The organism is Burkholderia sp. Ax-1720 (assembly GCF_011753035.1).
In the GTDB taxonomy this organism is placed as follows: Bacteria; Pseudomonadota; Gammaproteobacteria; order Burkholderiales; family Burkholderiaceae; genus Burkholderia; species Burkholderia gladioli.
Map to the genome: position 1 here is coordinate 1 of NZ_VWWK01000018.1, position 12,875 is coordinate 12,875.

The window sequence follows — 12,875 nt, forward strand, 5'->3', positions numbered from 1 at the left end:
AGCCGCTCCTGCCGATGACGCTGTTCCGGATTCCCGTCGTCAACGTCAGCGCCCTGACGGGGCTGTCGCTGAACTTCGGCTATTACGGCCTGATGTTCGCGATGAGCCTGTACTTCCAGAACGTGCGTCACGACACGCCGCTGCAGGCCGGGCTGGCCTTCCGGCCGATGACGGACCGGGTGGCGGCGGCTAACAGGGTTGTCGGCCCGCGGGCCGCGCGGGTGGGTCATCGGGCGCCCGTTCGTGACGGTGGAGCGGCGTCATCCGCAGCCGCTCCTGCCGATGACGCTGTTCCGGATTCCCGTCGTCAACGTCAGCGCCCTGACGGGGCTGTCGCTGAACTTCGGCTATTACGGCCTGATGTTCGCGATGAGCCTGTACTTCCAGAACGTGCGCCACGACACGCCGCTGCAGGCCGGGCTGGCCTTCCTGCCGATGACGGCCCTGGTGGCGGCGGCCAACATCGTGTCCGGCTCGCTGACCGCGCGATTCGGCTATCGCCTGCCGATGCTCGCCGGCCAGCTGCTGGCCGCGGCCGGTTACCTGGCGCTGATGCTGCTGCATCGCGACAGCAGCACGCTCGCGGTGTCGCTGCCGTTGCTGGCGGTCGGCGTCGGCGTCGCGCTGGCGGTGCCGTCGATCAATACCGCCTTGCTGGCCCACGTCGAGCCGGCCACGATCGGCATCGCCTCGGGCTTGCTGAATACCGCGCGCCAGGTTGGCGGCGTGTTGGGCGTGGGGCTGTTCGGGGCGCTGGCGGGAACCGCCTCGCGCGACATGGTCGGCGGGCTGCACGCGGCCGTCGCGATGGCCGCCGCGGCGAGCCTGGCGAGCGTCGCGCTCGGCCTGTTCGGGCTGAAGGCAGCGGCACGGCCGGCGGTCTGCACCGAATCGGCCTGAGGCCGGAGCCGCGCTCGCAGTAAACTGGCGGTTTTCCTCCCTTCGGAATCCTGTCATGCAGATGCTCGTCGACGCCGACGCCTGCCCGGTCGTCGTCAAGGAGATGCTGTTTCGTGCCGCGCAGCGCCTCGAAATCAGCCTCACCCTGGTCGCCAACCAGTTCCTGCGCACGCCGCCCTCGCGCTTCATCAAGGCCCTGCAGGTGCCGGCCGGCTTCGACGTGGCCGACCAGCGCATCGTCGAGCTGGCCGCGGCCGGCGACCTGATCATCACGGCCGACATCCCGCTGGCCGCCGCCGCGCTCGACAAGGGCGCGCAGGTGCTCGACCCGCGCGGCAACTGGTTCAGCCGCGAGAACATCCAGGAGCGCCTGACCATGCGCGACGTGATGGATCAGTTGCGCAGCTCGGGCGTCGAGACGGGCGGGCCGCCGCCCTATTCCGCGCAGGACAGCAAGGCTTTCGCGCGGCAATTGGATCGCTTCCTGGCCAAGCATGGGCCGGCGCCCGGCGCGAAGGGCTGACGGCCAGCGTCTCAGGCCTTCATGATTCGTTTCACCGTCTTCGGGTGGACGTCGAACAGGGACGCCACCTCCGCCACCGATTTTTCCTGCAGCAACTCCAGCGCCAGGCGCCGCTGGGCGGAGTCGAGCGCGGGCTTCCTGCCCAGCAGGCTGCCGCGCGCACGCGCCGCCGCCATCCCGGCGCGAGTCCGCTCGCTGATCAGGTTCCTCTCGAACTGCGCCAGCGCCGCCATCATGTGAAAGACCAGCAAACCGCTGGACGACTTGGTATTGATCGATTCCGTCAGCGATTCGAACTGGATGCCGCGCTGCTCGAGATCGGCGACCAGATCGATCAGCTTGCCCAGGGATCGGCCAAGACGATCCAGGCGCCAGACCATCAGGCAATCGCCGGGCGCCAGGTTGCCCAGGGCGGTCTCGAGTCCGGGCCGCGAGAATTTGGCGCCGGATATCCCTTGGTCCATGAATATCTCGTGACAGCCGGCCTTCCGGAGCGCATCGACCTGCAACCCCAGATGCTGTTCCTCGGTTGAAACCCGGGCGTATCCGATCAGCATTCCGTGGCTCCCATAACAAGCGTCCGATGCCGGGCTTCCGGAGAAGTGGCGCGAGCAGCCTTGATTCCGGTGGAATCCCGGCGAGCAAAGGCCGGGAGATGCTTCGTATTTTCCAAAATATCCTCGTGGAAAGGATGCCAGTGATCGATGCTGAAACGGTGACTCGTCTTATATCGCTAGACGCGATTTGATCGCGACAAAGCTTCAGGCATTGTCAACTGTGTCAAGTTGTGCAAATTCTACTGGACAAAATGGTTCCTTTTTGTCCGCCCGCTTTCACGTCCCGCCCACCTTTGCCCAGCCTGCCCTCGCTCGTCCTTACAGAAGCTTTCCTCCAATTTGGAACAAAGGAACGTTTTTGTCCGCCCGCTTGCGATCGCTCCCGCCCCGCCCCTTCGCCCGTAAAGGCGTCGCGGTGTCAGGTCGAGCCGTTTCTGGCGGGAATGAACACGCTTCATCCCTGCATCGAATAACGATACGCGAAGTCGAATTGATGTCGGATCAATTTCGATAAAAATTCGCCGAGAAATACACGCATTTCATTTGCTTTATTTCGATAAATTCATCGAAAAATTTACATAAATCGAATCATTTTCTGTTGGATTTTCAATCCTGCTGCGTGATATCGGGTGAGGTGACTACGTGAATAAATCCTATCGAACCATCTGGAACGACGCGCTCGGCGCCTGGGTGGCGGCTTCCGAGCTCGATGCCGCCCGCGGCAAGCCGAGCCGGCCGGGCACGAAAAAACGCGGTGCCCTGGCCGCCCTGGCGCTGGCGAGTACCGCGGTCCTGGTGCCTTGGTCCGCCCACGCGTCGGTGTTCTATACCGACGGCGGCGTGGTCTGCAATGCGTCGACAGGCGCCCAGACCTTCACCGGGGCCGACGGTACCTCCTTGACCGCCACCCTGACCGACGGCAGCGGCTTCTTCAGCTCGGTGGCCGGCTGCGGCGCGAACGCCAACAACGTTCTCGCCGCCACCTTGTTCGGCGCGGGTACCCGCGTGAGCGGCGACTACGGCACGGCACTGGGCTTCATGAGCCAGGCGGCCGGCCTGGCCACGGCCGTCGGCGTGCAGGCGAACGCGACCGGTTCGACCTCGGTCGCGATCGGCTACAACACGGTGGCCAGCGCGCAGAACGCCGTGGCGGTGGGCGGCGTGGCGAACGGCGGCAAGACGACTGCTTCGGGGCAGTTCGCGACCGCTGTCGGCGCGGCGGCCGCGGCCACCGGGCTCGAATCCATCGCAGTCGGCACCAACTCGAGCGCCGCGAGCAACCAGGACCAGGCGGTAGGCACGGCCGCCAGCGCCCAGGGCACGGGCACCGGGCTGATCTTCCAGAAAAGCAATCCCTCCAATACCACCAGCTTCGTCGGCCTCGATCCGCTGGATCTCGCGGTCGCGCCGGGCGCCGCCACCGCCATGGGTTCCGCGGCACATGCGAAAGGCGCCTCGACATCGGCCTTCGGCGACAACGCCAATGCCCTGGTGGCAGGCGCCACGGCGCTGGGCGGCCTGACCACGGCCTCCGCCACCAATGCCACGGCAGTCGGCATGCGCAGCACCGCCAGCGCCGCGAACGCGGTGGCGATCGGCCAGAACGCGAACGCCTCGGGGGCCAACGCGCTGGTGGCCGGCAATAACGCCGCGGCATCGGGCGCGAGCGCGGTGGCGATGGGCGACGGCGCGAATGCCAATGCGGCCGGCGCGGTCGCGATCGGTCAGAGCGCGGTGGCCACCGGCGGCAAGGCCGTGTCGGTCGGCGTGGGCAATACGGCCAATGGCAACGGGGCAGTCGCGATCGGCGATCCCAATACGGCTACCGGCACCGGCGCGGTGGCGATGGGCGCGAACAACACGGCAACCGGCCAGGGAGCGGTATCGCTTGGCAATGCCAATGTCGCGACGGGCAACGGTTCGCTGGCCTTGGGCAACACCTCGACCGCGAGTGCCGCGGGTTCGGTCGCGTTCGGCTCCGGCGCGGTGGCGAACAATGCCGGCGACGTGGCGCTGGGCTCGGGCTCGGCGAGCGCGGCGCCCAATCCGACCGCGACCGGCACGGTGGGCGGCGTGACCTACAACTACGCGGGCACCACGCCCACCAGCGTGGTCAGCGTCGGGGTACAGGGCGCCGAGCGCCAGGTCACCAACGTCGCGGCGGGACGTGTCACCGGCACGAGCACCGATGCGATCAACGGCTCGCAACTGTTCGCGACCAACACCGCCATCAACAGCCTGTCGACCTCGACCTCCACCGGCCTGTCCACCGCGTCCAGTTCGCTCGTCTCGCTGTCCACCTCCACCTCGACGGGGATCGGCTCCCTGTCCACCGGTTTGTCGTCGACCAACAGCAGCGTCGTCTCCCTGTCGAGCGGCTTGTCGAGTGGCCTGTCGACCGCCACCAGTTCGATCGCCTCGCTGTCGACGTCCACCTCCACCGCGGTCAACGCGGCGAAGACGCACTACTACAGCGTCAACGACAACGGCACGCAGCAGGCGAACTTCAACAACGACGGCGCGACCGGCATCAACGCGCTGGCCGCCGGCACCAACGCCGCCGCGGCAGGGGCGAGCGCGGTGGCGGTGGGCAATGGCGCGCAAGGCGCAGGCGCGAACACCGTTGCGATTGGCCAGGGTGCGAGCGCGGGCAATGCCGGGGCCGTCGCGCTCGGCGCCGGATCGACCACCGCCGCGCCCAATCCGACGGCCAGCGGCACGGTAGGCGGCACGAGCTACAACTACGCAGGCGGGGCACCCGCCAGCGTGGTCAGCGTGGGAGCCGCAGGCGCGGAGCGCCAGATCACCAACGTCGCGGCGGGGCGCGTCACGGCAGCCAGTACCGACGCGATCAACGGCTCGCAACTGTTCGCCACCAACACCGCGATCGACAGCCTCTCGACTTCGACGGCCACCGGCATCGGCTCCTTGTCGACGGGCTTGTCGAGCACCAACAGCAATGTGGTCTCGCTGTCGACCGGGCTTTCCGGCGCCACGAGTTCGATCGCCTCCCTGTCGAGTTCGACCAGCACGAGCGTGGGATCGCTGTCCACCGGCTTGTCGACGACGAACAGCAGCGTGGCGTCGCTCTCGAGCTCCACCTCGACGGCCGTCAATGCCGCCAAGACGCATTACTACAGCGTCAACGACAACGGCACGCAGCAGGCGAACTTCAACAACGACGGCGCGACCGGCATCAACGCGCTGGCTGCCGGCACCAACGCCACCGCGGCGGGGGCAAGCGCGGTGGCGGTGGGCGATGGCGCGCAAGGCGCCGGCGCGAACGCCGTTGCGATTGGCCAAGGTGCGATCGCGAGCAATGCCGGGGCGGTTGCGCTCGGCGCCGGATCGACAACCGCCGCCTCCAATCCGACGGCCAGCGGCACGGTGGGCGGCACGAGCTACAACTATGCGGGCACCACGCCCGCCAGCGTGGTGAGCGTCGGCGCGCAGGGTACCGAGCGCCAGATCACCAACGTGGCGGCGGGACGTGTCACGGCAGCGAGCACCGACGCCATCAACGGCTCGCAACTGTTCGCCACCAACACCGCGATCGACAGCCTGTCGACTTCGACCGCGACCGGCATCGGCTCCTTGTCGACGGGCTTGTCGAGCACCAACAGCAACGTGACATCACTGTCGACCGGGCTTTCCGGGGCCACGAGTTCGATCGCCTCCCTGTCGAGTTCGACCAGCACGAGCGTGGCATCCCTGTCCACCGGCTTGACGACGACCAACAGCAATGTGGCGTCGCTGTCGACCTCCACCTCCACCGCCGTCAATGCAGCGAAGACGCACTACTACAGCGTCAACGACAACGGCACACAGCAGGCGAACTACAACAACGACGGCGCGACCGGCATCAACGCACTGGCCGCCGGCGTGAACGCGACGGCGGCGGGGGCGAGCGCGGTGGCCGTGGGCAATGGCGCGCAAGGCACCGGCGCGAACGCTGTGGCCATCGGTCAGGGGGCCATCGCGAGCAACGCGGGCGACGTGGCGCTGGGCGCCGGCGCGACCACCGCCGCCCCCAATCCGACGGCCAGCGACACGGTGGGCGGCACGAGCTACAACTACGCGGGCACGACACCGGCGAGCGTGGTGAGCGTCGGCGCGCCGGGCGCCGAACGCCAGATCACGAACGTGGCGGCGGGGCGCGTCACGGCGGCCAGCACCGATGCCATCAACGGCTCGCAACTGTTCGCCACCAACACGGCCGTGAATACCTTGTCGACGTCGACGTCCACCGGCATCGGCTCCTTGTCGACGGGCCTGTCGACCACCAACAGCAACGTCGCATCCTTGTCGACCTCGCTTTCGACCTCGGTGAACGGCGCGAAGACGCACTATTTCAGCGTCAACGACAACGGCACGCAGCAAGCGAACTTCAACAACGACGGCGCGAGCGGCATCAATGCGCTGGCCGTCGGCGTCAATGCAACGGCGGCCGGAGCCAGCGCGGTAGCCATGGGCAATGGTGCCAATGCCGGCCCGGCGAACTCGCTCGCGCTCGGCGCGAACGCGGTGGCCAGCAACGCCGGCGCCGTCGCGCTGGGCTCGGGCTCGGTGACCGCGGCCCCGCACACGGGTGCCTTCGACCTGAGCGGCGGCACCGCCGCCGCAACGGCGCCGGCCTCGGTCGTGTCGGTCGGCGCCGCGGGCGCGGAGCGGCAGATCCAGAACGTTGCCGCCGGCGTGGTGTCCGCTTCGTCCACGGATGCCGTGAACGGCTCGCAGTTGTTCTCGGTCGCCTCGGCCGGCAACGCAACCGGCTCGACCCTCGCCTCGGCGCTGGGCGGCGGCGCGACCTATACGCCGGGCGCCGGCGTATCGGCACCGAGCTACACCGTGCAGGGCAACACCTACCACAACGTCGGCGATGCGCTCGGCGGCCTCGACACCAGCCTGACCAATGTCGAGAACACCATCGGCGGCGCCGTCAACGGCGGCGGCATCAAGTACTTCCACGCGAATTCGACCCTGGCCGACAGCCTGGCGGCCGGCACCGACAGCGTGGCCATCGGGCCTCAGGCAACCTCGACCGGCACCTCGTCGCTCGCCATCGGCGCGGGCGCCCAGGCGAGCCGCGCAGGCGACGTCGCGCTGGGCGCCGGCTCGACGACCGCCGCGCCGCATACCGGCAGCTTCGACCTGACCGGCGGCACCGCCGCCGCGACGGCGCCGGTTTCAGTCGTGTCGGTCGGCGCAGCCGGGGCGGAGCGGCAGGTCCAGAACGTCGCCGCCGGCGTGGTGTCGGCTTCGTCCACGGATGCCGTGAACGGCTCGCAGTTGTTCTCGGTCGCCTCGGCCGGCAACGCCACCGGCTCGACCCTCGCCTCGGCACTCGGCGGCGGCGCGACCTATACGCCGGGCGCCGGCATCTCGGCACCGACATACACCGTGCAGGGCAACACCTACAACAACGTCGGCGACGCGCTCGGCGGGCTCGACAGCAACCTGACCAATGTCGAGAACACCGTCGGCGGAGTGATCAACGGCGGCGGCATCAAGTACTTCCACGCCAACTCCACGCTCGCCGACAGCCAGGCCACCGGCACCAACAGCATCGCGGTCGGCCCGCTGGCCGTCGCGACGGGCGCCAGCAGCCTCGCCGCCGGCAACGGTGCCCAGTCGCAAGCCGACAACTCGACGAGCCTGGGCGCGCAATCGAGCGTGACGATCGCCAACGGCGTCGCGCTCGGCGCCGGCTCCGTGTCGGATCGCACGGTGGCCTCGTCCTCGGGCTCGATCACCGCCGGCAGCGCGGCGATCCCGTTCAACACCTCCGACCGGACGCTGCTCGGCGCGGTCTCGGTGGGCAACGCGACCACCAGCACCTATCGCCAGATCATCAACGTCGCGGACGGTACGCAGGCGCAGGACGCCGTCACGCTGCGCCAGTTGAGCGGCGCGATTCAGTCGGTCGCCGTCACCTCGACGGCCTACTTCCACGCGAACTCGACCGCGCCGGATTCGCTGGCGGTGGGCAACCAGTCGATCGCGGTGGGCCCGACCACGGTGGTCAACGGCGACAACGGCGTGGGGATCGGCAACGGGGCGGTGGTCGACGCGACGGCGCCGGGCGGCGTCGCGATCGGCGAGAAGGCCGAATCGGCCCAGGCGGACGCGCTGGCGCTGGGCAGCGGCGCGACCGCCGGCGGCGCGCAGTCGATCGCGCAGGGCGCGAACGCGCTGGCCACCAGCGCCGCCGCCGTCGCGCTCGGCTCCGGCGCGCAGAGCACCGCGCTCAATGCCGTGGCGCTGGGCGCCGGCGCGCAGTCCACCTTCGCCAACAGCGTGGCCCTGGGCGCGGGATCGGTCACCACGGTGGGCGCGCTCAGCAACTACATCGGCTACGGCCTCGCCTCGCCGCAATCCTCGGTGGGCGAAGTCAACATCGGCAATCGCCAGATCACCGGCCTGGCAGCCGGCGTGGCCGGCACCGACGCCGTCAACGTCAGCCAGTTGCAGGCGGTGAACCAGCAGTTGCTCACCCTGATCAACAACAACGGCGGCTTCCCGTCCACACCGGGATCGACCACGCCGCCTTCGTCGTCGGGTTCGAACTCCTCGGCGGGCGGCAATGGCGCGGTCGCCTCCGGTGCCAGCAGCACCGCCGTGGGCAACGGCTCGACGGCTTCGGCCGCCAACTCGACGGCGATCGGCGCCGGCGCGGTATCGACCGGCACCAACTCGGCGGCGATCGGCTCGGGCAGCACCGACGAAGGGCGCTCGAACGTCGTGTCGGTGGGCGCGCCGGATTCGCCGCGGCAGGTCAGCAACGTGGCGGCAGGCACGGCGCCTACCGATGCGGTCAACGTCCAGCAGTTGAATTCGGCGGTGTCCCAGGCCAACAGCTACACGGACAGCCAGATCCAGGGCTTGCGCCGCGACGCCGACGCCGGCACGGCGGCCGCGATGGCCGTGGCCGGGCTGCCGCAACCGTCGGGACCGGGCAAGAGCATGGTGGCGATCGCGGGCAGCCTCTATCGAGGCCAGTCGGGGCAGGCGATCGGGGTCTCGACGATCTCCGAGAACAACCACTGGATCTACAAGGCCGCCGTCACGACCAACACCCGCAGCTTCTACGGCGCCGTGGTGGGCGCGGGGTATCAATGGTGATCGACAGCCGGTGATTCGACCGACATGGCGGGGCCGGCGCACACGGCCCCGCCAACCTCTCACATGAAAAGCGATCCTCATCATGAACATTCGATCGACCGCGGTTTTCCTCCTGGGCCTCGCGGCAGCCATGACCCTGGCCGGCTGCGCGGCGCCGCATCAACCGCCGCGCTTTCCCGACAGCCAATCCGCTTCGCCGGCGGGAGGCACCTTCGTCAATCTCGAGAACCTGCGCAATGTCGGCGCCGGTTTGAACAAGGACCAGGTCGTCGACCTGATCGGGCCGCCGCATTTCAATGAATGGTTCGTGGGCAACCGCGTCTGGAACTACCTGTTCGCGTTCCGGCGCGACGGCAAGACCCGCGCCTGCCAGTTCCAGGTGCAGTTCGACGAGCACATGAAGGTCGCCGGCACCTATTGGCGCGAGGCTTCGTGCGCGGATTTCCTGCGGACGTCCCCGGCCGCGACGGTCCAGCCCGACGACCAAGCCGTGACGATCGAGACCTTCTCGCTCGAAACGGATGCGCTGTTCGCGTTCGGGAAATCGGATCTCGCCTCGCTGCTGCCGGCCGGCAAGGTGGAGCTGGATCGCGTCATCGATCGCATCAGGCAACACGATGCCGTGTCGGAAATCGACGTGGTCGGGCATACCGACCGAATCGGCTCCGCCGCGTACAACCAGCAACTGTCGCGGGATCGCGCGGATACGATTCGCGGCTACATGGCGTCTCGCGGGATCGACGCGGCTCTGATACGCGCCACGGGCGTCGGCCCGGACCAGCCCGTCACCCACTGCCCCGATGGAGAGAGTGCGGCCGTGATCGCCTGCCTGCAACCCGACCGGCGCGTCTCGGTTACGGTGAAAGGCCGGCATTGAAGCATGCTGCCCGCTCGCACCGCTTCACCTCGGGCGGGTCATTGCCAAGCGGCGGCGCCGATCCGGGCCGTCTTCCGCGGAACGCTCAGGGCTCGACCGCCACCTCGCGGTCGTCGCCCATGCCGTGATAACCGCCCTCGAAGATAATGGTCACGTGGCGCGGATTGTCCGCGGCATAGACGTTGGAATAGATCGACGTCGCCACCGTGCCCGCGCCGCATTCCAGCTTCAATTCCTTGTCGGTCTGCCCGCTTCGGATATTGACGAGGCGCAGGCGCGCCATCGACAGCGGGCACGCGCTGGACGATTCGTAGATACCCAGCAGCAGGTGCTTGCCGGTGTGATGCCACATCGGGATCTCGACCGTGCCCGATACACTGGGTGTCTTGTCGGAATGGGTATCGTCGAGCGTGCCGACCTGCTGCAACGCGATCGGCAGGACGTGCTTGCCGTCGCGCCACTCGCCGGTAGCGCCGTTGTCGTTCGGCGTCAGTGAAATCGGGCAAGGGACGGGATGCGCCGGCGAGGCCGCGGGAACCTTGGGCGAATCGCCGAAGGATGCCGGTGCCACGGCTTCGCATAACAGCATGCTGCCGTCGGCCTGGCGCTTGCCCTGCAAGGGGATGGCGAGGCGATGGGCGTCGTAGTAGTAGCTGCCGTCGACCTGCGATCGACGAGGCTCGTCGTGATTCAGTTCGGTGTAGGTCTGCAGCGATAGATGGATCGGCAGGCTGCCGATCGTGCCGGTGTAGTTCCGGACTTCGTACCAACCGCCGGCATGGGCGGTGGACGCGGCCAGCGAGGCTGCGCAGAGGATGGCGTGGAGGAGATGGCGGAAGGGTTTCATCGGCTATCCGTGATTACGCACGATCGGGCGTCGTGTGGATTGTCGGTGATTTGAGCGGCAGAGTGAAACGATTCTTCATGATCGACCGGCGCCCGTTTCCGAAATAAGAGATGCACCGAGCATGATCGCCGACAGATTCTCTCCGGGGTGATGGAGGTACATTCCGTACCCGGGCACCGAGCAAAGGGAGGATCAATTGGCTAGACGAGCGATCATTTGTGCTGGCGACACGACAACGCATGGCGGCTGCGTCCTCGAGGGCGAGCCGTCCGCGACCATCCAGGGAAAACCTGTCGCCGGCGTCGGACACAAGGTAAGTTGTCCGCAATGCCAAGGTGTTTTCCCGATACGTCCTATACAACGCCGATATCCCCACAGAATCCACGGGCGAGATACCGCCGTCGAGGGAATGCGAACGGCATGCGGCGCCGTCCTGATTGCCTCGCAGTCGACCAACACGATCGACGATGACGGCGAGGCCGATGCGTACATCGATAGGCACGACAACATCGTTGCCGCTGCGGCAGCCTTCCCGTCTTCGCCTCCGACGCTGTGCAAGGCATGCATGACGACAGCGGCAAGGAACGCGATGACGATGATCGTTCGGGGATGATCATGTCACCGTGCATCGAAGCCTATTTCGCCAGACGCCGGCAACACACGGTGCCGGTGCGGCTGTATGCGCTGTTCGACGGCGTGCTCTATCAAGACCGGAACGGCACTGTCCCTGACAGAACGGCGGCGTGCCTCGCCTTGCTCGACGATACGCCCGACGAATCGGTGGCCAATGCCGGCCCCTGGCTGGTCGATTGCGAAGCGACATCCATGTCGGTGAGCACAGCGCTTTCGTCCTTGGCGGCCAGTTCGCTTGGCGTGTCCTGGCTGATCAGCGCGTATCCGATGACGGCATTGGCGGATCATCTTCGGGCGAATCTGGATGTCGAGTTGCCCGATGGTCAGCTTGCGCTGCTTCGTTTCCATGACGCTCGGCTCATGCCATCGATTGCCTCGGTGATGACTCCCGTGCAGCGACTTGCATTCTTCGTGACGGTATTCGACTGGCTCGTTGAATACGATGGCCATCTGATCGAGATAACACGCAATGCTCACCCTATCTAGCGAGCAATTCGCGGCAATGGCACGTATCGATGCGAAAAATTACATCGAACGCATCCGGCATGCACTCGTCACGGAAAACGCTCCGTTGGCTGCGGATCACACGCTGTCAGACCGGCTATGGCGCGCGTATATCGCGGCTCAGGAAATCGGCATCTCGACGGATGAAAACGTCGCGGCATTCCTTCGCCTCGAGGCGTTTTCACCTGGCTTCTATCAAAGACCGGCGACGCGACGCTGGCTAAAGCGGCCGGGCCGCCATCCAGACGAGCGTTTTCATGACTACCTGCGCGTGATCAGGTGGCATATCAATCATCCCGACTACCTCCGAGGAAATCACAATGGCCGGCATGGCAGTACCGCTCATCGAAGGCGCCGCAATGGAATTTGGGCCGCTCTTGATGCGTATTGGCGCGGCGCTGTTGGGCGGAGCAGGAACCGCTAGCCTGTCCGGCGACGCAGCGGACGACGATATCGAGGCAAGGGCATCGGCACATGCTGTCCCGCGCACGGCAGAGCGTTGCGAACGCTGTCCACCCGAGTCCGGCTTGGCTGTCAAACGCTTCCACTCGATGAACGCGGCACCGCGCGAATACCAGGGACGCGTTACCGGGCGGCCTTATAGCGTTGCCGAAGGCTGGAGCGAGGAGTGGGCGTGGCTGAATATCGACTTCGACGGCTTCGTGCCGGGTCAATGCTTGTTGCAGGAAGCGAAGGGCAACTACGATCAGTTTCTCGATGGCTCTATCCCTACGGCCTATAAATTCTTCAAGGGATTCGAATCGATGGAGGCCGCAGCGGAGAAACAGGCCAGCCTTGTTCGTGCCAAGCCGCCAACCCGCCTGATGTGGTATTTCCAGACACCTCTCACACAGAGTCGCATGATGCTCACCTTGCGGCACCTTGGCATACCGTCAATCGTCCACCCTTGAG

General features: G+C 66.9%; 10 protein-coding genes and 1 pseudogene. 8 read left to right on the forward strand and 3 right to left on the reverse strand.

Annotated elements, in window-relative coordinates; translation table 11 throughout:
• Positions 1–230 (reverse strand): hypothetical protein (locus F3J18_RS37805; RefSeq protein ID WP_205195357.1); only part of this gene is annotated, 230 nt, incomplete at its 3' end.
• A 10-nt stretch (positions 231–240) separates the two neighbouring features.
• On the opposite strand from F3J18_RS37805, the pseudogene F3J18_RS08455 reads away from it, so the two are divergent.
• Positions 241–900, forward strand: a pseudogene (locus F3J18_RS08455) (MFS transporter); the annotation flags it as partial.
• A 55-nt stretch (positions 901–955) separates the two neighbouring features.
• Entirely contained in the window at positions 956–1,423 is a 468-nt protein-coding gene (locus F3J18_RS08460; RefSeq protein ID WP_166912498.1) for a YaiI/YqxD family protein, read from the forward strand.
• An 11-nt stretch (positions 1,424–1,434) separates the two neighbouring features.
• Here the strand turns inward: F3J18_RS08460 and F3J18_RS08465 are convergent, their stop codons facing one another.
• Complete coding sequence (locus tag F3J18_RS08465; RefSeq protein WP_046575115.1) at positions 1,435–1,980, reverse strand: recombinase family protein; 546 nt, start codon at positions 1,978–1,980, stop codon at positions 1,435–1,437.
• A 642-nt stretch (positions 1,981–2,622) separates the two neighbouring features.
• On the opposite strand from F3J18_RS08465, the gene F3J18_RS08470 reads away from it, so the two are divergent.
• On the forward strand, positions 2,623–9,102 hold the full coding sequence (locus F3J18_RS08470; protein ID WP_166912500.1) for a YadA-like family protein: 6,480 nt from the start codon (positions 2,623–2,625) through the stop codon (positions 9,100–9,102).
• Positions 9,103–9,184: 82 nt separating this feature from the next.
• Positions 9,185–9,979, forward strand: coding sequence for an OmpA family protein (locus F3J18_RS08475; RefSeq protein WP_166912502.1), 795 nt, complete (start codon positions 9,185–9,187; stop codon positions 9,977–9,979).
• An 85-nt stretch (positions 9,980–10,064) separates the two neighbouring features.
• Here F3J18_RS08475 and F3J18_RS08480 read toward each other — a convergent pair whose 3' ends face one another.
• Positions 10,065–10,826: a hypothetical protein gene (locus tag F3J18_RS08480; protein WP_166912504.1), complete on the reverse strand. Its 762-nt coding sequence runs from the start codon at positions 10,824–10,826 to the stop codon at positions 10,065–10,067.
• 196 nt (positions 10,827–11,022) lie between these two features.
• Between F3J18_RS08480 and F3J18_RS08485 the strand changes: the two genes are divergently transcribed.
• Genes F3J18_RS08485 through F3J18_RS08500 form a run of 4 tightly spaced genes read left to right on the forward strand, consistent with a single transcriptional unit; the run spans position 11,023 to position 12,874 of the window.
• Positions 11,023–11,439, forward strand: coding sequence for a PAAR domain-containing protein (locus F3J18_RS08485; protein WP_166912506.1), 417 nt, complete (start codon positions 11,023–11,025; stop codon positions 11,437–11,439).
• The gene (locus tag F3J18_RS08490) at positions 11,388–11,945 is read left to right on the forward strand and encodes a DUF4123 domain-containing protein (protein WP_240154580.1); all 558 of its coding nucleotides are present in this window, start codon (positions 11,388–11,390) and stop codon (positions 11,943–11,945) included. Before F3J18_RS08485 ends, F3J18_RS08490 begins: the two co-directional genes overlap by 52 nt.
• Positions 11,929–12,387: a hypothetical protein gene (locus F3J18_RS08495; RefSeq protein ID WP_166912508.1), complete on the forward strand. Its 459-nt coding sequence runs from the start codon at positions 11,929–11,931 to the stop codon at positions 12,385–12,387. The genes F3J18_RS08490 and F3J18_RS08495 overlap by 17 nt, the downstream gene beginning before the upstream one ends.
• Complete coding sequence (locus tag F3J18_RS08500; protein ID WP_166912510.1) at positions 12,293–12,874, forward strand: restriction endonuclease fold toxin 5 domain-containing protein; 582 nt, start codon at positions 12,293–12,295, stop codon at positions 12,872–12,874. Before F3J18_RS08495 ends, F3J18_RS08500 begins: the two co-directional genes overlap by 95 nt.
• Position 12,875: the final 1 nt, after the last annotated feature.

Bases quoted from the DNA above. Each gene is read 5' to 3' on its own strand.
- F3J18_RS08460 (WP_166912498.1), top strand. From the start codon at position 956: ATGCAGATGCTCGTCGACGCCGACGCCTGCCCGGTCGTCGTCAAGGAG.
- F3J18_RS08465 (WP_046575115.1), bottom strand. From the start codon at position 1,980: ATGCTGATCGGATACGCCCGGGTTTCAACCGAGGAACAGCATCTGGGG.
- F3J18_RS08475 (WP_166912502.1), top strand. From the start codon at position 9,185: ATGAACATTCGATCGACCGCGGTTTTCCTCCTGGGCCTCGCGGCAGCC.
- F3J18_RS08480 (WP_166912504.1), bottom strand. From the start codon at position 10,826: ATGAAACCCTTCCGCCATCTCCTCCACGCCATCCTCTGCGCAGCCTCG.
- F3J18_RS08490 (WP_240154580.1), top strand. From the start codon at position 11,388: ATGCATGACGACAGCGGCAAGGAACGCGATGACGATGATCGTTCGGGG.
- F3J18_RS08495 (WP_166912508.1), top strand. From the start codon at position 11,929: ATGCTCACCCTATCTAGCGAGCAATTCGCGGCAATGGCACGTATCGAT.
- F3J18_RS08500 (WP_166912510.1), top strand. From the start codon at position 12,293: ATGGCAGTACCGCTCATCGAAGGCGCCGCAATGGAATTTGGGCCGCTC.